General features: G+C 70.6%; 14 protein-coding genes and 1 pseudogene. 5 read left to right on the forward strand and 10 right to left on the reverse strand.

Going from position 1 to position 20,989, the window contains the following annotated elements; translation table 11 throughout:
* Nucleotides 1-34 precede the first annotated feature (34 nt).
* The 7 genes from ACLZOT_RS06910 to ACLZOT_RS06940 form a co-directional block, all read right to left on the reverse strand.
* The gene (locus tag ACLZOT_RS06910) at nucleotides 35-2,911 is read right to left on the reverse strand and encodes a glycoside hydrolase family 2 TIM barrel-domain containing protein (RefSeq protein ID WP_416967838.1); all 2,877 of its coding nucleotides are present in this window, start codon (nucleotides 2,909-2,911) and stop codon (nucleotides 35-37) included.
* Nucleotides 2,912-2,923: 12 nt separating this feature from the next.
* Nucleotides 2,924-3,766: a carbohydrate ABC transporter permease gene (locus tag ACLZOT_RS06915; RefSeq protein ID WP_416967839.1), complete on the reverse strand. Its 843-nt coding sequence runs from the start codon at nucleotides 3,764-3,766 to the stop codon at nucleotides 2,924-2,926.
* Nucleotides 3,763-4,731 carry a carbohydrate ABC transporter permease gene (locus tag ACLZOT_RS06920; protein ID WP_416967840.1) on the reverse strand — a complete coding sequence of 323 codons (969 nt, stop codon included), beginning with the start codon at nucleotides 4,729-4,731 and terminating at the stop codon, nucleotides 3,763-3,765. Before ACLZOT_RS06920 ends, ACLZOT_RS06915 begins: the two co-directional genes overlap by 4 nt.
* A 19-nt stretch (nucleotides 4,732-4,750) precedes the next feature.
* On the reverse strand, nucleotides 4,751-6,016 hold the full coding sequence (locus tag ACLZOT_RS06925) for an ABC transporter substrate-binding protein (protein ID WP_416967841.1): 1,266 nt from the start codon (nucleotides 6,014-6,016) through the stop codon (nucleotides 4,751-4,753).
* Between the two features lie 224 nt (nucleotides 6,017-6,240).
* On the reverse strand, nucleotides 6,241-8,007 hold the full coding sequence (locus ACLZOT_RS06930) for a glycoside hydrolase (RefSeq protein ID WP_416967842.1): 1,767 nt from the start codon (nucleotides 8,005-8,007) through the stop codon (nucleotides 6,241-6,243).
* A 73-nt stretch (nucleotides 8,008-8,080) separates the two neighbouring features.
* On the reverse strand, nucleotides 8,081-9,325 hold the full coding sequence (locus ACLZOT_RS06935) for an ROK family protein (protein WP_416967843.1): 1,245 nt from the start codon (nucleotides 9,323-9,325) through the stop codon (nucleotides 8,081-8,083).
* 124 nt (nucleotides 9,326-9,449) lie between these two features.
* A complete protein-coding gene (locus ACLZOT_RS06940; RefSeq protein WP_416967844.1) occupies nucleotides 9,450-10,703 on the reverse strand; it encodes a D-arabinono-1,4-lactone oxidase in 1,254 nt (417 codons plus the stop codon).
* 317 nt (nucleotides 10,704-11,020) lie between these two features.
* Here ACLZOT_RS06940 and ACLZOT_RS06945 point away from each other — a divergent pair, with 317 nt between their 5' ends.
* From ACLZOT_RS06945 to ACLZOT_RS06955, 3 genes are all read left to right on the forward strand, one after another.
* Complete coding sequence (locus ACLZOT_RS06945; RefSeq protein ID WP_416967845.1) at nucleotides 11,021-12,340, forward strand: radical SAM protein; 1,320 nt, start codon at nucleotides 11,021-11,023, stop codon at nucleotides 12,338-12,340.
* A 280-nt stretch (nucleotides 12,341-12,620) separates the two neighbouring features.
* Nucleotides 12,621-14,102 (forward strand): cellulose binding domain-containing protein, encoded by a 1,482-nt coding sequence (locus tag ACLZOT_RS06950; protein ID WP_416967846.1) that lies wholly within the window; start codon nucleotides 12,621-12,623, stop codon nucleotides 14,100-14,102.
* A 157-nt stretch (nucleotides 14,103-14,259) separates the two neighbouring features.
* The gene (locus ACLZOT_RS06955) at nucleotides 14,260-14,952 is read left to right on the forward strand and encodes a response regulator transcription factor (protein ID WP_416967847.1); all 693 of its coding nucleotides are present in this window, start codon (nucleotides 14,260-14,262) and stop codon (nucleotides 14,950-14,952) included.
* A gap of 2 nt (nucleotides 14,953-14,954) precedes the next feature.
* On the opposite strand, the gene ACLZOT_RS06960 is transcribed toward ACLZOT_RS06955, so the two are convergent.
* Nucleotides 14,955-16,859, reverse strand: a complete 1,905-nt coding sequence (locus ACLZOT_RS06960; RefSeq protein WP_416967848.1) for an AMP-dependent synthetase/ligase — start codon at nucleotides 16,857-16,859, stop codon at nucleotides 14,955-14,957.
* Between the two features lie 427 nt (nucleotides 16,860-17,286).
* On the opposite strand from ACLZOT_RS06960, the gene rsgA reads away from it, so the two are divergent.
* A complete protein-coding gene (gene rsgA / locus ACLZOT_RS06965; protein WP_416967849.1) occupies nucleotides 17,287-18,399 on the forward strand; it encodes a ribosome small subunit-dependent GTPase A in 1,113 nt (370 codons plus the stop codon).
* Nucleotides 18,400-18,603: 204 nt separating this feature from the next.
* Nucleotides 18,604-19,083 (forward strand): methylated-DNA--[protein]-cysteine S-methyltransferase, encoded by a 480-nt coding sequence (locus ACLZOT_RS06970; protein WP_416967850.1) that lies wholly within the window; start codon nucleotides 18,604-18,606, stop codon nucleotides 19,081-19,083.
* 36 nt (nucleotides 19,084-19,119) lie between these two features.
* Here the strand turns inward: ACLZOT_RS06970 and ACLZOT_RS06975 are convergent, their stop codons facing one another.
* Entirely contained in the window at nucleotides 19,120-19,602 is a 483-nt protein-coding gene (locus tag ACLZOT_RS06975) for a DUF456 domain-containing protein (RefSeq protein WP_416967851.1), read from the reverse strand.
* A 1,158-nt stretch (nucleotides 19,603-20,760) separates the two neighbouring features.
* A pseudogene (locus tag ACLZOT_RS06980) lies at nucleotides 20,761-20,989 on the reverse strand (hypothetical protein); the annotation flags it as partial.

Genomic DNA, 20,989 nt, shown 5'->3' on the forward strand with positions numbered 1-20,989 from the left:
CCGGACCGGCCTCGGCGATCAGAAGAAGGAGAACCTAGAAACCCTCGGTGAACACGAACGAGAACTCTGCGGGCGCCGCCTCCAGTTCGTACTGCGGCAGCGGCCGGGGCCCGCACGCCTGCGTCCCCACACCGTGCGCCGCGTGGTCCAGGTGGACCCACACCGTCTCGCCGGGCACCAGGTCGGTGCGGTGGCGGGCGGCGTCCAGCTCCTCGGTGGTCCAGCGGCGGGCCGTGAACCAGAACTCCGGGTCACCCTCGACCTGGAGCCCGCCCAGCGTAGCCCGGCGCACATCGGCCCGCGAACCGTTTTCCTGCGGGTACACGTACGGCGTCTGGAGCGCGTCGACCGTCGACTCCCAGGCCCCGATCCGCGACGCCTCCCGGGTGTCCGGGTACGCCTCCAGCGGCCCGCCGCCGAACCAGCGCACCGCGTCCGTCGTCCTGGGCAGCCCGAACCGGACGCCGAGGCGCGGCAGCGGGACCGACCACCGCCCCTCGGGTGTCACGGACACCGTGAGCTTCAGCCGCTCACCGTCGGACGTCCACCGGTACACGGTCGCGAGCCCGGCCTCGGCGGCGGCCGGCGCGACCCGGGTCCGCACGGTCAGCGCGTCCCCCTCGACCTCCACCGCGTCGATCCGGTGCCGCATCCGGTGCAGCCCCGACTTGCGCCACAGCTCGCTGTAGTTGATGCCGGAGTGCCACTCGGTGCCGTTGTCGTTGTCGGTCGTCGCCCGCCACACGTCGAGCTTCAGCCCGCCCGTCACCGGCACCGCCCCGATCGACAGCAGCGCACCCGTACGGGAGTCGAAGACACCCGGGCCGAGCGTGATCCCGTCCGGCCCGACGACCGGCGCGACCTGGGCGCCCAGTACCGGCAACGCCCTCTCGGTGACCGGCACTTGACCCCACGCGACCTCATGGCCCCGCGCACCCCACAGCGTGTCGGCGCCGAGCACGGCCCGCACCGTCCACCCCGTCTCCGCGCCCTCGGGCACGTCCACCGAGGGCACCGGCGGCAGCTTCACGTCCGCCGACGCGCCGGCCGCGAGCGCGGGCACCTCCAGCGGACCGGAGGCCACCTCCTCGCCGTCCACCTGGAACGCCCAGGAGAACGCGAACGCCGAAAGGTCCGCGAAATCCTGCTTGTTGGTCACGGTGACCGTGCCCGAGCCCGTGCCGCCCACGAACGACACCGGCTCGATGACCTTCTTGAACTCCAGGAGCCCGGGGGAGGGCGTGCGGTCCGGGAAGATCAGGCCGTCGCAGACGAAGTTCCCGTCGTGCAGCTCCTCGCCGAAGTCACCGCCGTACGCGTACCCGAACTCCTCGTGGACGATGCCGTGGTCGATCCACTCCCAGATGAACCCGCCCTGGAGGCGGTCGTACGTCTCGAACAGCCGCTGGTAGTCGACGAGTCCACCGGGGCCGTTGCCCATCGCGTGCGCGTACTCGCACTGGATGAAGGGGAGTTCACGCCGTTTCCCCGTGCCCCCGTCGAGCCGCTTGCCGATCTCCTCGGTCTCGCCGTGGAAGGCGTACATCCGCGAGTAGACGTCGGTGTCGCGGGAGGACCAGTCGCCCTCGTAGTGCACGAGCCGCGAGGGGTCCCGGCCGTGGATCCACTCGGACATCGCGGTCAGGCCGCGCCCGGTGCCCGCCTCGTTGCCCAGGGACCAGAAGACGATCGAGGGGTGGTTCTTGTCGCGCTCGACCATGCGCTCGGCGCGGTCGAGGAGGGCCGGGGTCCAGCGGTCGTCGTCGACCGGGTTGTCCCGCCACTGCTGCTCGCCGAAGCCGTGCGTCTCCAGGTCGCATTCGTCGATGACCCAGAGGCCGTACTCGTCGCACAGGTCCAGGAACGCGGGGTGCGGCGGGTAGTGGGACGTACGCACCGCGTTGATGTTGTGCCGCTTCATCAGCAGCACGTCCTCGCGCATGGTCTCCAGGTCGAGCGCGCGGCCCGTCTCGGGGTGCCACTCGTGGCGGTTGACGCCCTTGAAGAGGATCGGCGTCCCGTTGACCTTGATCAGGCCGTCTTCGAGTACGACGGTCCTGAACCCGATCCTGAGCGGGACGCGTTCGCCGGCGGTGGCGAGGACGGCGTCGTACAGGCGAGGCGTCTCGGCGGTCCACGGGTCGACGGACAGCGTCACCTGCGAACCGGTCTCGATGTCCAGGTCCAGCTCCGGGACGGTCACCCGGCCGGGGACGTCCGAGTCGACGCGCAGGGTGCCGGTGCCCGTGACGTGGTCGTAGGAAGAGGTGACCGAGAAGTCCTGGACGGCGCCCTCGGGGCGGTGCAGGAGGGTGACGTCACGGAAGATGCCCGGCAGCCACCACTGGTCCTGGTCCTCCAGATAGGAGCCCGCCGACCACTGGTGGACGCGGACCGCGACAACGTTGCCTTCGGGCCGCAGCAGGCCGCCCACCGCGAACTCGTGGGCCAGGCGCGAGCCCTTGAACTCGCCGAGTTCCGTGCCGTTCAGCCAGACCCGGGCGCAGGACTCCACGCCGTCGAAGCGCAGGACCGCGTCCCCGCCGGCCGGCCAGTCGCCGGGCAGGTCGAAGACGCGCAGGTGGTCACCGGTCGGGTTCTCCGTCGGCACGTGCGGCGGGTCCACCGGGAACGGGTAGAGGACGTTCGTGTAGATCGGGGCGCCATGGCCCTGGAGCACCCAGTGCCCGGGGACCGAGACCTCCGCCCACCCCCCGGCGTCGTACCCGGGTGCCGCGAACGTGTCGTCCTCGGCGCCGGCCGTCGCCGACAGCCGCAGGCGCCAGGGTCCGTTCAACGACAGCGTGGCCGCGTCCGAGGCCGCGTACCAGGCGCGTGGCGGGAGCGTCCCGCGGCCCGGTGCGACGTCCTCGACGTAGTCGACGTCCGTGGAGGTGGTGCGGAAAGACATCGGTCTCCTAGCTCAGCCCTTGATACCCGTCTGCGCGATCCCCTGCACCAGCCAGCGCTGCAGGAAGAGGAAGACGAACACCAGCGGGAGGATCGACACGGCGGTGGCCATGAAGATCAGGTGGTAGTTCACGGTCTGGTTGGTCATGTATGAGGACAGCGCGACCTGCACCGTCCACGAACTGGGATCCTGCCCGATGACCAGGGGCCAGAGGAAGGAGTTCCAGCCGTTGATGAACGTGATGGTCGCCATGGCCGCGAAGAAGTTCAGCGAGTTCGGCACCACGACACGCCAGTACGCGCCCCAGTAGCCGAGCCCGTCCACCCGCGCCGCCTCCTCCAGCTCCTTGGGGAATCCCAGGAAGTACTGCCGGAACAGGAAACACGTGAAACCACTGAACAGCCCCGGAACGATGAGACCTCGGTAAGAGTCCACCCAGCCGAGGGACGACACCAGGACGAAACTGGGCACGAAGGTGACGGCTGTGGGAACCATCAGCGTCGCGAGGACGACGTAGAACACCTTGTTCGCGTGCTTGTACGGGATCCGCGCGAGGCCGTACCCGGCGAGCGAGCACACCAGCAGGATGCCGGACGTCGACAGGACCGCGACGACCGTCGAGTTCCACAGGGAGCGCGCGAAATCGACCGTCGGGTCGTCGAACAGCTCGCTGAAGTTGCTCCACTGGATGCTGGTCGGGAACCACTTCCAGTTCTCGCCGGTGATCTCCGGGTCCGTCATCAGCGCGTTGCGGACGATCAGATAGAAGGGGATCAGGAAGAGGAAGGCGGCCACGGCGGTCGCTATGTACAGTCCCGTGTTGCCGAGGACAGAGCCGCGCTTACGGTTGCTCACTTCGACTCCTCCCCCCTTCCGAAGCCCATGATCTTGCCCTGGATCAGCGTGACGACGCAGATCAGGACGGTGAGGACGACCGCGCCCGCGCTGCCGACGCCGTAGTTCTGGTTCTCGCCCAGCGCCATCTTGTAGAGCTCCACCAGCGGCGGCTGGCCCCAGGTGGCCTTGGAGAGCAGGTTGAAGAACTCGTCGAACGCCTGGTACGCCGCGATCAGCAGCAGCAGGATGACGGCGGTCGAGGTGGCCCGCAGCTGCGGCAGCGTGATGTACCGGAACGTCTGCCACCCCGGCTTCGCGCCGTCGAGCGCGGCGGCCTCGTACAGCTCCTTGGGGATGTTCTGGAGCGCCGCGATGAACAGGATCATGTAGAAGCCCGACTGGAGCCACAGGCGTACGGTGACGATGACCAGCCAGTACCACGGCGGGTCGGGGCTGGCGAGCCAGGCGATGTTGTCGACGCCGAACCAGCCGATGACCGTGTTGGCGAGGCCGAAGCGCACGCCGTTGAAGAGGGACATCTTCCAGATCAGCGAGGCGGCGACGTAGCTGACGGCGGTCGGCAGGAAGAACGCCGACCGGAAGAACGCCCGCGCGATCCTGATCCGGTTCACCAGCAGCGCGAGCCCCAGCGAGACCGCCCAGGTGAGCGGCACGATGAACGCGGCGAAGACGGTGAACGTGACCAGCGAGTTGCGGAAGTCGACGTCCGTGAGGATCTGCTTGTAGTTGTCGAAGCCGACGAACTCGCTCGGCGTGACGGTGAAGCGCGCCTCGAAGAAGCTGAGCCAGATGCTCCAGCCGATCGGCACGAAGACGAAGACGATCAGGCCGATGAGGAAGGGCCCGGTGAAGAGCCAGAAGTTCGCGGTGGGGGAGGCGGCGAACCCCCGCCTCGGCCGCCGGCCCGAGGGGGCCGGGGACGAGGCGGAGGAGGCTGTCTTCCGCGCGGTGGTGGTCGACATGTCGTGGTCTCTCCGCGGCCTATCCGAAGAGCTTCTTGAGCTCGGCGTCGACCTTCTTCTCGGCCGCGTCGAGCTGGGCCTTCGGGTCGTCGCCCTTACGGATGGAGTTCGCGACGACGTCGTTGATCGAGGAGATCATCGCCTGCGTCCAGCCGATGTTGTCGAAGTGCCCGAACTGGTTGAAGAGCTTGACGCCCTCGGCGGGCAGCCCCGACTTCAGCTTGGTGGCGCTCTCGGCGAGCGAGGTGCGCGGCGGGATGTGGAAGCCGTAGGAGGTCGCGAAGTCCTCCTGGTACTGCTTCTGGTCGATCCACAGCCACTTCACGTACTCCTTGGCCGCCTCGACGTTCTTGCCCTTGGCGTTGACGAACATCGACCAGCCGCCGTTGATCACCGACTCCTTGCCGGCCGTGCCGATCTTCGGGAACGGGAAGATGCCGATGTCGTCGCCGAGCGCCTTCTGCATGACCGGCATCGCCCACATGCCGCACCACTGCATCGCCGTGAGGCCCTGCGTGAACGCCGACGGGTCCCACCAGTCGGCCGGGGCGCCGAGCAGCAGGTTGCCGCTGGTGAACAGCCCGCGCATCTGCTTGAGGCCGGCCGCGACCGCGTCCGTGTTGAACGCGGGCTTGTTGTCGGCGGTCAGCGTGTCCGCGCCCGCCGACCAGATCAGCGGCGACTGCACCGGGGTGATGTCGTTGCCCAGGTAGGCGCCCTTGACCTTGCTCGTGGTGAGCGCCTTCGCGGCCTCTATCAGCTCGTCGAGCGTCTTCGGGACCTCGATCTTCGCCTTCTCGAACATGGAGGGGCGGTAGTAGAAGAACTGCGGGTCGTCGATCATGCGGACGCCGTAGATCTTGCCGTCGACCGTGTGCGAGGTGATGTCGGCCTGGTTGAAGTCGCTCTTGACCGGCGCGATGATGTCGGTCAGGTCGGCCACCTGACCGCTCTTGACGAGCTGGATCTGCGGGTGGAACTCGAAGACGTCGGGCGCGTTGTCGGTGAGGAGCGCGGCGAACAGCTTCTGCTCGAAGTTGGAGCCGGTGATCCACTGCGTGGAGACGTTGGCGTCCTTGTACGCCTTCGCGTACTTCTTCACGGCCTGTTCGACCCCGGCCTCGCCGTAGGCGTGGAAGTACTGCACGAGGTCCTTGCCCGAACCGGAGCCCCCGCTGCGGCCCGTGTTGCCGCCGCACGCGGCCAGCCCGCCGGCGGCGGCGAGACCCATCGCGGCCCGCAGCACGGACCGACGATTGAAGTTGCTGTTGCTCGATGCCGACATGCCTGACGTCCTTGTCTTGAGTGCGGCTGCGACGCGACGCCTCGGGCGCTGTGGCTCGAATGCGTCGCGGAGCGGGACGTTAACCTTCGGCTAAGGCTTCGGCAAGGGGTTGAACAAAGTCTGTTCGAAGCGTTGTGACTGTTCGACCGGACGAACAAGGCGGTGGAGCAAGGGGGTTGGGAACCGCCGGGCGAGACACCCGGCGGCCCTCCCGGCCGGGGTGACTAGCTCTTGGCCCAGGCTTGGTTGGCACCTCCGGTGCAGCTGTAGAGAATCACCTTGCTCCCCGCCCCGGTCGCCTGCCCGCTCACGTCCAGGCACTTGCCCGAACTCTCCGAGACGATCTGCCCGTTGGCGTTCAGCAGCCACCGCTGAGCGCTCTCCCCGGTGAACGCGTCGACCGACGCCGGCCCCGAACTCCCCGCCGTCAGATAGCCGTTCGGCCCCTTCAGCGCGCCCTTCGCGTCGTACGACCACCTCGTCCCGTCCGCCGCGCAGTCGGCGAGCGCCGCGCCCGAGGCGTCGGCCGTCAGGCACTTCCCGGACTGCCTGCCGACCAGCGTCCCCGTGACCGCCGTCGGCGCCGACCGGCGCTTCTGGTCCAGGACGAACGTCGTCACCGAACGCGGCGCGAGCGTCGCCGACACGGTCCCGTCCTGCACCGACGGGCGCGCGGCCTTCGCCCAGTTCTCGTCGGCGGACGTCCGCACCGCCTCCCGCGCCCGCACCGGCGTCCTGCTGTGGAACCGCACGTCCACGGCGGTCTCGGCCGCGTTGTGGTTGTTCACCACGACGACCCACTGGCCGCCCCGGTCGTAGGCGGTGGCCTCGACACCCGACGGCATCCCCGTCACGTTGTGCGCGACGGAACCCGGCTTCACGAACTTGCTGTACTGGCCGAGGACGTAGTACCGCTTCGTGAAGTACAGCGTCTGGTTGCCGTTCGTCGCGTAGTTGGGGTCGTAGTAGATCAGCCCGTCGTTCCAGCCGTCACCGTTCTTCGCGTACGGATCCGAACCGATCATCTCCGACAGCGCCACCCACCACTGGAACGCCGAGTCGTGTGCGACGGCGAAGTCCTTGTAGATGATCCGGGACAGGTTGAGCCCGCCCTCGATCGTCGGGTCGTACTCCTTCGCCCAGCCGGTGCCGCCCTGCCCGAAGCAGCAGATCTCCGTCGACCAGGACTCCTTGCCGACCGACTTCGACGTCTCGTACACCTTCGCCCGCTGGTCGTCGCCCGGGTTGTTGTACGTGTGATGCGCCAGCTTGGACACGTACTGGGCGGTGCCGGGCTGCGAGATCCACTGCGGGACCTCGGAGTTGAAGCCGGTCGTGCTGCTCGACTCGTCCGCGATGATCCCCGTGCGCTGCCCCCGGGCCCGCTGCTCGGCGCCCAGCGCCCGCACGATGTCGTCCCGTTGGGAGACCGGGACCAGCATGCCTTCCTGGCCGCAGGAGTCGAAGCTGTTCGTCGGCTCGTTGAACGGGCTGATGTGGTCGAAGCGTTGGCCGAGCCGCGCGAAGTGGTCGGTCACGTCGGCGACGTACTTCGCGAAGTCGGCGGTGTTCTCCTCCTTCAAGTACCCGCCGCAGCTCTGGGAGTTGGTCTTCCAGGCGGCGGGCGCGCTGTTCACGAACGCGATCAGGTCCTCCACGCCGTACTTCGCCGCGTACCTCAGGAACGTCCGGCCGCCCTTGTCCCGGCTCCAGTCGTACGTGCCGTCGGGCTTCAGGAAGTCCTGGGGAGCGCGGGACGGCGTGGTGACCGCCGTGCCCCCGCCGCCGATGTTGTAGCGGTAGCTGCTCAGGTCCAAGCCCTGTTTGGAGAACAGGAGCTGGGCGACCCGGGCCTGTACGCGAGGGTCGAAGTGCTGGAGGTCGTTCACCCACCAGGCCCCGGACGCACCGATGTTGTCGATGGTCTGGGCCGCGTACGGAGAGACCTCGGCGACGGGTGTCGCGGCGCCCGCCGGGGGCGCGGTGAGCAAGGTGGAGCCAACTGCCAGTGCTACCAAGGCGGTTGTGATCAGTGATCTCGACAAGACTGCATCCCTTCGTTCGTCATGAAGGTGGTGCGGTACGGCTCCTTGCTTTGGTGGTGCGCTTGCCGCCGCTCTGCCCGACGGACTGCAACGCGCCCTCCAGGGCGAGCGTCGCCGCGCCGAGGCAGGCGGAGTCGGTGGGGATCGACGACAGGACGATCCGGGTCGCGGCCATGGGCCGCTTCAGGGCGTGCCGGGCGACCGCCTCGCGGACCTCCTGGACCAGCGGCTCGCCGAGGCGCGCGGCGACCCAGCTGCCGAGGACGATCAGCTCCGGGTTGAGGACGTTCACCAGGTCCGCGATGGCCGCGCCGAGGTAGCGGGCCAGATCCCGGACCACCTTGACGGCCAGCGGATCGCCCTCGGCGAGCCCGGCGGCCAGCGCGTCCAGCGTCGCCGACTGGTCACCGGGGTGCAGCAGCGGGCTGCGCGGGCTCAACTCCCTGATGTTCTGCATGATCCCGGGCGCCCCGACGTACGTCTCGACGCAGCCGTGGTTGCCGCAGTGACAGAGCCGGCCGTCGAGGACCAGCGTGGAGTGCCCCCACTCCCCGGCGCTGGAGCTGACACCCCGGTGCACCGCCCCGCCCAGGATCAGCCCGGCGCCCACGCCCGTCCCGAGGATCACCACGACCGCGTCGCCGTGCCCGCGCGCCGCCCCGAACCACAGCTCGGCGACCGCGCAGGCGCGCAGCGGGTTCTCCAGGTAGAGGGGGTACGCGATGTGTTCGGAGAGCAGGTCGAGCAACGGAACGTCGTGCCAGTCCCAGTTGGGCGCGTACTCGGAGATGCCGGTCGCCCGGTCCACCTGGCCCGGCATGCTCACCCCGACGCCCAGCACCCGCGCCGCGTCCACCCCGGCCTGGGCGACGACCGAGCCGGTGGCCGCCGCGATGTGCGCGACGACCTGCTCCGGGCGGCTCTGCCCCGGGCGCATCCGCTCCTGCGCCCGCGCCAGGACGTTCAGGCCGAGGTCGTACAGCTCGACATGGACGTACGTCTCCGCGATGTCCACGCCGATCAGGGCGCCGCCGCCGGTGTTCACGGCGACCAGGCCGCGCGGACGGCCGCCCGCCGAGTCCTCGAAACCGACCTCCGTGATCATCCGGAGGTCGAGCAGCTCCCCGACGAGGGTCGCGACCGTGGCGAGGCTCAGGCCGGTCTCGGCGGCCAGCTCCTGCCGGGAGGTGGGCGAGCGGGCGATGATCTGGCGCAGCACCTCGTAGCGGTTCGCGGTGCGGATGTCGCGTGATGTGCGCTTCACCGGAGTTGCCCCCATCCCTTCCACCCGCGCGGGAGCAGCGTCGCTCCGGCGCCGCGCCAGGTTATGGGGGCCTCCCCCCATTCGACAAGGGTTCGGAAAGGGGGTTGATAAAGTCGGCCGGCGGTCAGTCGCCGAGCACCTCGCGAACGAACGCGTTCGTGAACTTCCCGGCCGGGTCCAGGTCGCCGCGCAGGGCGCGGAAGTCGTCGAGGCGCGGGTAGCGCTCGCGCAGGGCCGCCGGGGCGGTGGTGAAGACCTTCCCCCAGTGCGGGCGGGCACCGAAGGCGTCGAGAGCGCTCTCGACCGCGCGGACGGCGGGCAGCACCGCGGCCATGTCCGCGGTGTCCTCGATCCACGTGAAGTGCAGGGCCACCGAGTCGCGGCCGTACGCCGGGCTGAGCCACTGCTCGTCCGCCGCGATCGTGCGGACCTCGCAGACCTGGAGGACCGGGGAGACCGCGTCCCGGACGTTCCCGACTGCACCGAGCGCGGCCGTCGCGTGCTCGCGCGGGAGCAGGTACTCCGACTGGAGTTCGTCGCCGCTGCTCGGGGTGAACTCCGCCTTGAAATGCGGGAGTCGCTCGTGCCAGGGCCCGGCGACGCCGAACTGTTCCGTGCAGTTCTCCGCCGGCATCCCCGGCACCGGGTGCAGCTTCTCGGCGGCGGGCGCGGCCCACGGGAACCCCGTGTACGGCTCGTCGATCCGCCGCTTCACCCACACCTGCCGGAACCCCGGCTCCCGCCAGTCCGTGAACAGGCTCACGCTGTACGCGGCGCCCGCCACGGTCTCGAAGTCCAGCCCCTCCAGGGGGAGTTCGGTGAACGTGTACTGCTCCACGCCGTACGCCGGTTCCAGGTCCAGGGTCAGCGCGACGACGACACCGAGGGCGCCCAGCGAGGTGACGGCGCCGGGGAATCGCTCGTCGCCTCGGCCGATCGTGACCAACGAGCCGTCGGCGGTGAGGAGTTCGACCTCGCGGACGGGAGCGGCGAGGGAACCGTTCCTCATCCCCGACCCGTGCGTCCCCGTCGCGACCGACCCGGCGACCGAAATGTGCGGCAGTGAAGCCATGTTGGGCAGCGCGAGCCCCGACTCGTCGACGTACCGGGCGAGTTCGGCGTACCGCACCCCGCCCCCCACCCGGACGGTACGCCGCGCGGTGTCGACGTCGATCACACGCGGCAGCGCGTCCAGCGAGACCAGCACGCCCTCGGCCCCGGGCTCGGCGATCCGGTTGAACGAATGCCCGCTCCCCAGCACCCGCACCCGGTCACTCCCCGCGACCACCTTCCGCAGCCCCTCGGGAGTGTCCGGCCGCACCACGTCCTTCGCCACGAAGCTGATGTTGCCCGCCCAGTTGGTCACGCTCGCGGTCATAAGGCCGTCCTTCCGGCTTCCGAGGGGATGCGGGGGAAACCTACCCCGTCGGGGTGAAGGCCGGTGCGAGGGGGCGGACGGCGGGGAATGTGCGCGGTCGCCGGAATGCCGGCGCCGCGTATTGCCGCCGGGCGGAAAGGGGTGCGCGGAATTGCGTCGGGGAGTGCGCGGAGCGCCGTAGGGAAAACAGGTGGATGGCCGCTGAAATCGTCTGCCGGGAAATCTTGACGCCCCCGTAAAGGGACCCCGCCCCCACGTCACCCCTCGCGGGGGCATACCGTGAGGAGTCGTACGTGTGTAGCGGGAGGAGTGACGGGATGGGCAGCCGTACCGCGCTGGTCGAGGATCTGATGGAGCGGTTTCCGGAGGTGCCCCGGGAAGCGGTCTTCAAGGAGGACCTGCTGCGCGGGGGAGTGGCCTTCGACGCCTCCGCGCTGAGTGACAACGAGGGCGGGGAGGTGAAGCCGAAGTCGTACTTCATCTTCTCGTTCGATCATGGGACTCTGCCCGAGCTGGGGGAGGCCGCGCTGCGCCGGCCGCCGGAGGAGATCATCCTGACCGGCGGGCCCTACGACCTGCGGCGGACGGTCGTGTCCGTGCGGGTCAACCCGGCGTCGCCGTACCGGGTCGCGGCCGACGACTCGGGGATGCTCGGGCTGTACCTGGACGGGAAGCGGATCGCGGACGTCGGGGTGCCGCCGATGCCGGAGTACTACCGGCACAAGCTCTCCAACGGGAAGTCGGTGATGGAGGTCGCCCCGACGATCCAGTGGGGTTATCTGATCTACCTGACGGTCTTCCGGGTCTGCCAGTACTTCGGCGCCAAGGAGGAGTGCCAGTACTGCGACATCAACCACAACTGGCGCCAGCACAAGGCGGCCGGCCGCCCGTACACGGGGGTCAAGGACGTCGAGGAGGTCCTTGAGGCGCTGGAGATCATCGACCGCTACGACACCGCGAAGGCGTCCACCGCCTACACGCTGACCGGCGGCGCGATCACCAAGACCGTCTCGGGCCGCGACGAGGCCGACTTCTACGGCCACTACGCCAAGGCCATCGAGGAGCGCTTCCCGGGCCGCTGGATCGGCAAGGTCGTGGCGCAGGCGCTGCCGAAGGACGACGTCCAGCGGTTCAAGGACTACGGCGTGCAGATCTACCACCCCAACTACGAGGTGTGGGACGAGTACCTGTTCAAGATGTACTGCCCCGGGAAGGAGCGGTACGTCGGCCGCGACGAGTGGCACCGCCGCATCCTGGACTCGGCGGAGATCTTCGGCGCCCGCAACGTGATCCCCAACTTCGTGGCCGGCGTGGAGATGGCGGAGCCGTTCGGCTTCAAGACGGTCGACGAGGCGATCGACTCCACCACCGAGGGCCTGCGCTTCTTCATGTCGAAGGGCATCACCCCCCGGTTCACGACCTGGTGCCCGGAGCCGACGACCCCGCTCGGCAAGGCCAACCCGGCGGGCGCCCCGCTGGAGTACCACATCCGCCTCCTCCAGGCGTACCGGCAGACCATGGAGGACTTCGGCCTCTCCTCCCCGCCCGGCTACGGCGACCCCGGCCCCGGCCGCGCGGTCTTCTCGGTCAGCTCCTTCATGGACAGCCTGCCCGCGAAGGACGAGGCGGCGGTGTAGCCGAGGCGGCTGTGTAACGGATAGGGCACGGACTGAGCGCGAAGGCGGCCGGTCCCGTATGAAGGTCCGAAGTCGGGCCTCTCGTGCGGGACCGGCCGTCTTTCACGTCAGGGCGCTTTGTCGACCTTCGGCACGAACTGGCAACCCGCGGTAAGCGCTTTTGAATACCGCGCTTGTCAGTTGTGCGGATGACGTGAAAAGCTTCGGCCCTGCCGCGAGGTTCCCCCCAACTCCTTAACCGCTATGGTGAGTTGACCTCGCATTCGAATGCAGGAGACCCATGCCCGACCTGCCGACCCCGAAGGACGCCGCGGAAGCCGCGCTGTTCTCCGAGTGCTGGGACGCCGTCCTTTCGTACGCCGACCTGTGCACGGCCGGCTCGACCGCCGCCCATCAGCTGGCCCGTGAGGCGTTCGCCCTCGGCATCCGCGAGGCCCGGGCCGCCGAGGACGGCACCCGCAGCATCGGCCGCCGCTCCGCGCGGCTGCCCCGAATACCCCTGCTGCTGACGGCCGTCCGCACCAGCGCGGCCGGCTGGGAGGCCGGCGGCCACGGGCACCGCCTCGACCCCGACCTGCGCCTGTGGCTCAACTCGGACAAGGCCGCCCGCTACACCGGCCCGCCCCTCAGCCGCCCCATCGCCCTGCGCGGCCTGCGTGACATGCAGGAACCCGACGCCGCGCTGCTGTGGCTCGCCGAGGTGGAGGCGCTCCCGCTGCGCGCCGTCGCCCGCCGCCTCGGCCTCGACCCGCAGGACGCCGCCGAGCAGCTCGGCGAGGTACGCGGCCTGTTCCGGGACCGCTGCCACCGCAACCACCTCGACACGCCGCTCGACGCGGAGTGCCGCTCCTACGTCCGCCTCCTCGACGCGGTCACCCGCTCACCGGCCGCCGACACGCCCGAGGACCTCTCCCGCCACCTCGCGACCTGCGTGGAGTGCGCGGAGGCCGCCGCGTGTCTGCGCCTGCACGGCGGGGGCCTGCCCGCCGCGCTCGCGGGCGGCGTCATCGGCTGGGGCGGCCTCGCCTACCTGGAGCGCCGCCGCCGCGCCGCCGAGGTACGGCTCGGCGCCGGGCGGCCCGACCTGAACGACCCGGAGAGCGAGGCGGCCAGGTCCGCCGCGTCCAAGGCGAAGGCACTGCGCGGCGGGCTGCTCGTGGCCGCCGTACTGGTGTCGGTGCTTGCGCTCGGCGTGTCGCTGATGCCGTTCGGCGGGAACGACACCCGCGACGAGACGGCCTCGCGGGGGACGCCGACCGACTCCACGCCGGTCGTCGGGGGCGTGCCCTCCTTCGAGACGCCCACGCCGAAGTCGGACAGCCCCTCGCCGTCCGACGGGGGCGGGCGCACCGACCCGGAGCCGCAGGGCACCTCGTCGGCGGCGGCGAGCGAGTCGCCGAGCACGCCCGGGGGGTCCTCCGGCGGGGGCGGCGGCGGCTCCTCCGAGGGCAGGGCGCTCTGCGCGGTCACCTACGACCTCGTCAACCAGTGGCCCGACGGCTTCCAGGCGACCGTGACCGTCACGACCGTCGAGAAGCTCACCGACTGGCACGTCTCCTGGTCCTTCAAGGACGGCCAGCACGTCGACCAGATGTGGGACGCGTCCCTCGCGCAGATGGGCTCGCGGGTCATCGCCACCGCCGCCGACTACAACAAGTCGGTCGCCGAGGGCGGCACGCTCTCCTTCGGGTTCCTCGCGTCCTGGGAGGGCAAGAACACGGCGCCCTACGGGTTCACGCTGAACGGGCACCCCTGCGAATAGGGGAGCCGGCCAGGGAACTTCACGAACGCCCCGGACCTGTGAAGGTCCGGGGCGTTCGTGTGTGCCGGACCGTGCCACGGGCAAGTTCAGTTACTCGCCGGTATGTGTGACGATACGTTCCGTAGATGTTGATAACTCAAGCACGGAGGGGCAGGACATGACCACCCCTGTCTCCGCGCGCATCCTCGTCGTCGACGCCGAGGACAGCGTCCGGGGCATGCTCACCATGGCGCTGGAGTTCGCCGGATTCCGGGTGAGCACCGCCTCGACCGGCCGCCAGGCCCTTGAACTCATCGCCCGCGGACTGCCCGACCTCGTCCTCCTCGACGTCCGCCTCCCCGACATCGACGGCTTCCAGGTCTGCCGCATCCTGCGCGCCCGCGGCGTCACCGTCCCCGTCCTCTTCCTCGCCGGACGCGGCGGCGTCGACGACCTCGTCCGCGGCCTCGACCTCGGCGGCGACGATTTCGTCACGAAACCCTTCGAACTCCGCGAAGTCGCCGCACGCGTACGGGCGTTGCTGCGCCGCAGCGGCATCCGTACGGCGGTCCCGGCGGTCGGCCACCTCAGCGCCGGCGAGGTCGAGATGGACCTCGACGCACACCAGGTCCGGGTCTCCGGGCGCCCGTTGGACCTCACCGGCACCGAATTCGCCCTCCTGCGCTACCTGTTGGAGAACCCCGGACGCGTGCTGACCCGGGAGCAGCTCCAGGAACGGGTGTGGCAGCGGCGCACGGAGTCGGGGAGTGTGGAGACGTACGTCTACTACCTGCGGCGGAAGCTGGGGGATCCCGGGCACACGCTGATCAGGACGGTGCGGGGGGTGGGGTACCGGCTCTGCGTGGACTGACCTCACCGGTACAGCCCCTCCACCTCCCCCGCGAAGTCCCCCAGCACCCGGTCCCTCCGCAGCGTCTCCATCGGCGTCAGATGCCCCGACGTCTGCGTGAAGTCCCCCGGCAGCACCGCGAACCGCCGGATCCCCGCGCCCGTCGCCGTGTTCGCCTCGTCCACCGCCTCCTGGAGGACGGCCCGCAACTCGGCGTCGTCCAGCAGCAGTTCGTACGGCGTGTCGGTGCGCTTCGCGGTCCGGCGCCAGTGGGTCAGACCGGGCGGGTCGAGGGTCAGCAGGGCGACGACGTACGGGCGGCCCTCGCCCACCAGGACGGCCCGGGAGATCAACGGGTGGGCCCGCAAACGGTTCTCGACGGCCAGCGGAGCAACTCGCTGTCCGTTGATGGTCGTCAGCGTGTCGGAACGCCGCCCGGTGACGACGAGATACCCCTCCTCGTCGAGCCGCCCGAGGTCACCGGTCGGCAGCCAGCCGCCCGGCGCGGCGGGCAGCAGCTTGGTCGCGCCGGGGTCCCAGCGGCCGTGCAGGACATGGCCGCCGGACAGCAGGATCTCCCCGTCGGCGGCGATCCTGACCGCCGTGCCCGGCAGCGGATGGCCGGCCGTGCCCAGCCGGGGCCGCAGCGGCGGCGCGAGAGCCGCGATGCCCGTCGCCTCCGTCAGCCCGTACGTCTCGTACACGGGGACGCCCGCACCCGTGTAGAACGCCGCCAACTGCCGCCGCAGCGCCGACCCGCCGCACACCACGTGCCCCACCCGGCCGCCCAGCGAGGACCGCAGCCGCCGGTACACACTCTGGTCGTACACCGCGCGCGCCGCCCGCAGCGTCCGCCCCGGACCCTCACCCCGGCCGAGCCGATGGCGCTGCTCCGCCTCGCCGAAACGGGCCGCGATCCGCGCCGAGCGGTCGAACGCCGTCAGCTTCCCCGACTCCTGCGCCCTGGCCCGCAGATGGTGGAACACCCCCTCCAGCGCCGCGGGCGTCGCGAACACCGCCGACGGCCTGAACTCCTCGCACAGCGGCAGCAGTTCCTCCGGTACGGCGCTCGGCGCGTGCCCCGTCCGCACCCGCGCCCGCACGCAGGCCAGCGCCGCGACCCGGCCGAACGCGTGCGCCGGCGGCGCGCACAGCAGCACCGAAGTGTCCCTGCCCGCCGCCGACTTGAACGCCGGGAAGAGCAACTCCACGACGTTGTCGACCTGGGCGAAGAAATTGCCGTGCGTCAGCGCGCACGCCGTGGGGCGGCCCGTCGTGCCGGACGTGTACACGAGCGACGCGGGCGTGCCCGGGCCGAGCATCCCGCGCCGCACCCCGACCTCCGCGTCCGGCACGTCCTCGCCCAGCTCCGCGAGCCGCTCCAGATGCCCCCGGTCGATCACCCACACATGCCTCAGCCCCACCGACTCCGGTGCCACCGCGGTCACTTGGGACACGCTCTCCGTCACCAGCGCCGCCGCGCCCGAGTGCCGCAGCACCCACTGGATACGGCGCGGCGAGAACGACGGATGCACCGGCACGGTCACCAGGCCCGCCGCCCACGCCGCGAAGTCCGCCAAGGTCCACTCGTACGAGGGACGCGCCAGCACCGCGATCCGGTCACCCGGCGAAAGTCCTTCCGCGATCAGGCCCTTGGCGAGCGCCGTCACCTCCCGCGCGAACGCCTCCGCCGTCACGTCCGCCCACCGCCCGTCCCCCGTACGCCTGCTGAACACCACGTCCCGCGGCGCCCGCGTCGCGTTGTCGAACGGCAGGTCCGCGAGCGAGCCGTAGCCGACCGCGGGCACCAGCGCGGGCACCGACACCTCCCTGACCTCCCCGTCGTCGGACCGGACCAGCTCCGGTTCCACGACCGGCGGTTCGATCCCGTCGATCAGCGTGGACGCGAGCGGATAGAGCGAGGACACGGGCGGCTCCGGGGGGAAGAGCGGTGGGGGGGTGAACGGGCGGGAACGACACGCCCGGGGCGGGGAGGGGATCGTACGATCGCCGTGTGGGGAACTCGTGCGGTTACCCGGAGTATTGGAAGGTGACGGGCCGGTACGACAGGTCGCCGACGGGAATCTCCGAACGGATTCTGATCCGCTTCTGATCCGGCTCTGAGAAACCGGCCACGGGTGAGGAAAACCGGTGGTGAACGCATTCCCCGGTTCTCTACGCTGTGCGGGTTCCGTACAGGACGTCGACGAAAGATCGGGAGGTGTGAGTCATGGCTGCTTTCCAGGCGGGCGTGCCCCGCGGCAACCAGGTGTTCTTGCTCCACTTCCGCGGTCGTCGGCTTACTGTCTAGCGCTCAACGAGCGTTGCCGGGGCCGCCCTTGTGAAGGGTTTCCCTTGAGTTTCTCCGTTTCTGCTGTTCCTGCTGTTCCCTCGCATCCGCTGGCCCCCTACGGGTGGGACCAGGAGTGGGAGGACGTCTTTACGCCCCACCGGTCAACGGGCGCTGTCCTCGGGCGAGTCGTGCGTGTCGACCGGGGCATGTGCGATGTCGTCACCGCCGAGGGCGTCGTGCGCGCCGACACCGAGTTCGTCGTGCCGCGCGATCCGATGAAGGTCGTCTGCACCGGCGACTGGGCCGTCGTCGACCCCGCGGGGCAAGACCCGCGCTACGTACGGACGTTGCTGCCCCGGCGTACCGCGTTCGTGCGGTCCACCTCCTCCAAGCGGTCCGAGGGGCAGGTCCTCGCCGCCAACGTCGACCACGCCGTCATCGCCGTCTCCCTCGCCGTCGAGCTCGATCTCGGGCGCGTGGAACGGTACTTGGCGCTCGCCTGGGAATCCGGCGCGCAGCCCGTCGTCGTCCTCAGCAAGGCCGACCTCGTGCCCGACCCCGTCGTCCTCGCGCACCTCGTGAGGGACGTCGAGAGCACCGCGCCCGGCGTGCCGGTCCTCACGGTCAGCGCGCTCGCGGGAGACGGGGTCGAACAGCTCACCTCGCTGGTCGGGTACGGCACCTGCGTCCTCCTCGGTGCCTCCGGTGCCGGGAAGTCCACCCTCGCCAACACCCTCGCCGGCGCCGACATCATGGACGTCCGGGCCGCCCGCGACGTCGACGGCAAGGGGCGGCACACCACCACCACCCGCAACCTCCTCCCCCTGCCCACCGGGGGCGTCCTCATCGACACACCCGGGCTGCGCGGCGTCGGCCTCTGGGACGCGGGCAACGGCGTGGGCCAGGTCTTCTCGGAGATCGAGGACCTCGCCCGCGACTGCCGCTTCCAGGACTGCGCGCACGACGCCGAACCCGGCTGCGCGGTCCTCGCCGCCCTCTCCGACGGCACCCTCTCCCCCCGCCGCCTCGACAGCTACCGCAAACTCGTCCGCGAGAACCAGTGGATCACCGCCAAGTCCGACGCCCGCCTCCGCGCGGAAATCCGCCGCGAGTGGAAGGCGAAGGGCGCCGAGGGCCGCGCCAAGAGGGTGGCCAAGCGGGGGTGGGACGGCTGAGGGGCGATAGCTGAGCCCGGTCGGGCTGGCCGGAGGGGGGCGGCCGGCTTGACGGGAGCGGCACGGGGCCTCGTGCGACGCCGTTGTTCTCTTCCTCCGTGGAACCCCATGTCGGATTTCCGCCAGCCTCGGGGTCCCGTACCGCTCACACTGGACTGTGCGAGGGCCCGGAGTGGGTCGTTCCGGTGGAGAAGAGGAAGTGTGATGAGTACGTACATCAGGGTCCCCAGCCCCCTTGGGGAGCTGCTCCTCACCGCCGATCCCGACGGCTCGCTCACGTCGCTCTCCGTGCCGGGGCAGAAGGGCGGGCGTACGCCTCAGGTCGGGTGGCGTGAGGATGCCGGGCCCTTCCGGGTGGCCCGGGAGCAGCTCGGTGCCTATTTCGCGGGGGAGCTGAAGGAGTTCGATCTGCCGTTGCGGGCGGAGGGGACGGAGTTCCGGGAGCGGGTGTGGAGGGCGCTGGAGGGGGTTCCGTACGGGACGACCGTGACGTACGGGGAGATCGCGGCCGGCATCGGGGCGTCCCGGGCGGCGGTGCGGGCTGTGGGCGGGGCGATCGGGGCGAATCCGCTGCTGATCCTGCGGCCGTGCCATCGGGTGATCGGGGCGGACGGGTCGCTGACCGGGTATGCGGGGGGACTGGAGCGGAAGGTCAGCCTGCTCACGTTGGAGGGCACCTTGTGAGAGGCGTGTGCCGGTGAGGGTCTCCAGCCATGCGGCTCACCCCCACACCACCGCCCCCACCCACGCCCCCACGATCAGCAGACACGTGAACAGTTCCGTCAGTACGCTCCACCCGCCCGCCCGCATCACCGTCCGCGACGCCGCCCTCGCCTCCCCGTGCCGCCCGAGCCGCAGCCGTTCGCTGAGGTAGACCCCGCCGACGAAACCCGGTACCGCCCCGAGGACGGGCACCAGTACGAACCCGAGAAGGGCGCCCAGCCCGGCGTACACGGCCGTTCTCGGCGTCGCGCCCGACCCCCGCAGGCGGCGTGCCGGCAGGGCCCAGCGGACCACCTGGGCCAGGAACAGCGCGACCGTCGCCCCGACCAGCACGGACCACGCGACCGGCTGCGGATCCTTCAGCGCCCACCACAGGACCCCGGCCCACACCAGCCACGACCCCGGTACGCCGGGTACCAGCACTCCGCACAGGCCGAGCAGGATGACCAGACCGACCAGCAGGAGTTCCCACACTCCCATCTGCCCAGGGTGCAGGAGGCGGGGGCGGGCCGCAGGTCAAGGAGCGCGCCCGCCGCGCCTCACAGGGCCCTTCGTTCACAGCGGATCACCAGGTAGACCCCGCACACTCGGAGCGCCGGCCGCGGTACGTGGTTGCGGTACGGCCCCGTGACGTCGCCGGGTGGTTCTCCCGTGGGGGGTGGGACCGCCCGGCGACCCGCGTTCCGAACACACGTCCGGGGCGGTTCGCGACACGCCGTGCGTTCCGCTGCTCACGGCTCGCATTTTCCCGTTGCCCCGTTTTCTTCCGGCCCGTGCGGTGGACAATTAGGGGCATGAGCCAGCAGGGGGGAAGTCCCACGGGCCACCAGGACGACTGGTGGGGGCAGTTGTACGACGACGCCGCCGCCGACACGGGCCCCACGACCACACCGGATTCCCTGGACGACCGCTTCGCGTCGGCGTCCGGCACGGTGAACCCGACGCCGTGGTGGGAGCCCCCGCACCCGAGGCCACCGGGGGACGCCGAACACAGCCCCACCGACGCCCCGAAAAATCAGTGGGAACCGACGGGCCAGTGGGAGCCGGCGGGACTCTGGGAACCGGCGGGCCAGTGGGAACCGAGCCTGCGGGATCAGCCGGGGCAGCCGGGACTGAGGGCACCGGAGACGCCGGAGCACCCGGAGAAGCCGCAGGAACCGAGGCTGCCGGGGCTGAGGGGACCGGGGACGCCGGAACGCCCGGAGGAGGCATGGGAACCGGGGGCGCCTGAACGCCCGGAGGAAGCATGGGAACCGAGGCTGCCGGACCAACTGGGGCTGCGGGGACCGGGGACGCCGGAGCGCGCGGAAAGGCTTTCGGAGCCGGAAGCGCCGGAGAGCCAGCGGGGACTACGGGCGTCGGAGCGACCGGGAGAGCAAGGCGCGGCGGAGAACCCGGGGGCATCGTGGCAAGTGGGGGAGCCCGGGGCACCGGAGAGCCCAGGCTTGCCGCGGGAACCGAGGGCGTCGGGGGAGTCTGGGGCGTCGGGGCGGCCGGGAGAGCAAGGCGCGGCGGAGAAACCGAGGGCATCGGAGGGGCCGGAGACGCCGCGGGGACTGAGGACGTCGGCGGAGTCGCAGCAGCCGGGAGGCCAAGGGACGCCGGAGGCACCGGAGGACCTGGGTGCCACGGTTCAGCTCATTCCTCCCCGGCGCAGCTCACCGCAGCAGCGGTCACCCCAGTCACCTTCTCCTCGGTCCGCCTCACCTGAGCCGCCTTCTCCTCAGCCTGCCGCGTCTCAGCCCCCTTCTCCTCGGTCCGCCTCACCTGAGCCGCCTTCTCCTCAGCCCGCCGCGTCTCAGCCCCCTTCTCCTCGGTCCGCCTCACCTGAGCCGCCTTCTCCTCAGCCCGCCGCGTCTCAGCCCCC

The organism is Streptomyces sp. 4F14 (genome assembly GCF_048159485.1).
Lineage (GTDB): Bacteria > Actinomycetota > Actinomycetes > Streptomycetales > Streptomycetaceae > Streptomyces.

Coding starts and splice junctions, on each gene's coding strand:
- ACLZOT_RS06975 (WP_416967851.1), bottom strand. CDS start 19,602: ATGGGAGTGTGGGAACTCCTGCTGGTCGGTCTGGTCATCCTGCTCGGC.
- ACLZOT_RS06940 (WP_416967844.1), bottom strand. CDS start 10,703: ATGACCGCGAGCGTGACCAACTGGGCGGGCAACATCAGCTTCGTGGCG.
- ACLZOT_RS06925 (WP_416967841.1), bottom strand. CDS start 6,016: ATGTCGGCATCGAGCAACAGCAACTTCAATCGTCGGTCCGTGCTGCGG.
- ACLZOT_RS06970 (WP_416967850.1), top strand. CDS start 18,604: ATGAGTACGTACATCAGGGTCCCCAGCCCCCTTGGGGAGCTGCTCCTC.
- ACLZOT_RS06950 (WP_416967846.1), top strand. CDS start 12,621: ATGCCCGACCTGCCGACCCCGAAGGACGCCGCGGAAGCCGCGCTGTTC.
- ACLZOT_RS06920 (WP_416967840.1), bottom strand. CDS start 4,731: ATGTCGACCACCACCGCGCGGAAGACAGCCTCCTCCGCCTCGTCCCCG.
- ACLZOT_RS06955 (WP_416967847.1), top strand. CDS start 14,260: ATGACCACCCCTGTCTCCGCGCGCATCCTCGTCGTCGACGCCGAGGAC.
- ACLZOT_RS06945 (WP_416967845.1), top strand. CDS start 11,021: ATGGGCAGCCGTACCGCGCTGGTCGAGGATCTGATGGAGCGGTTTCCG.
- ACLZOT_RS06910 (WP_416967838.1), bottom strand. CDS start 2,911: ATGTCTTTCCGCACCACCTCCACGGACGTCGACTACGTCGAGGACGTC.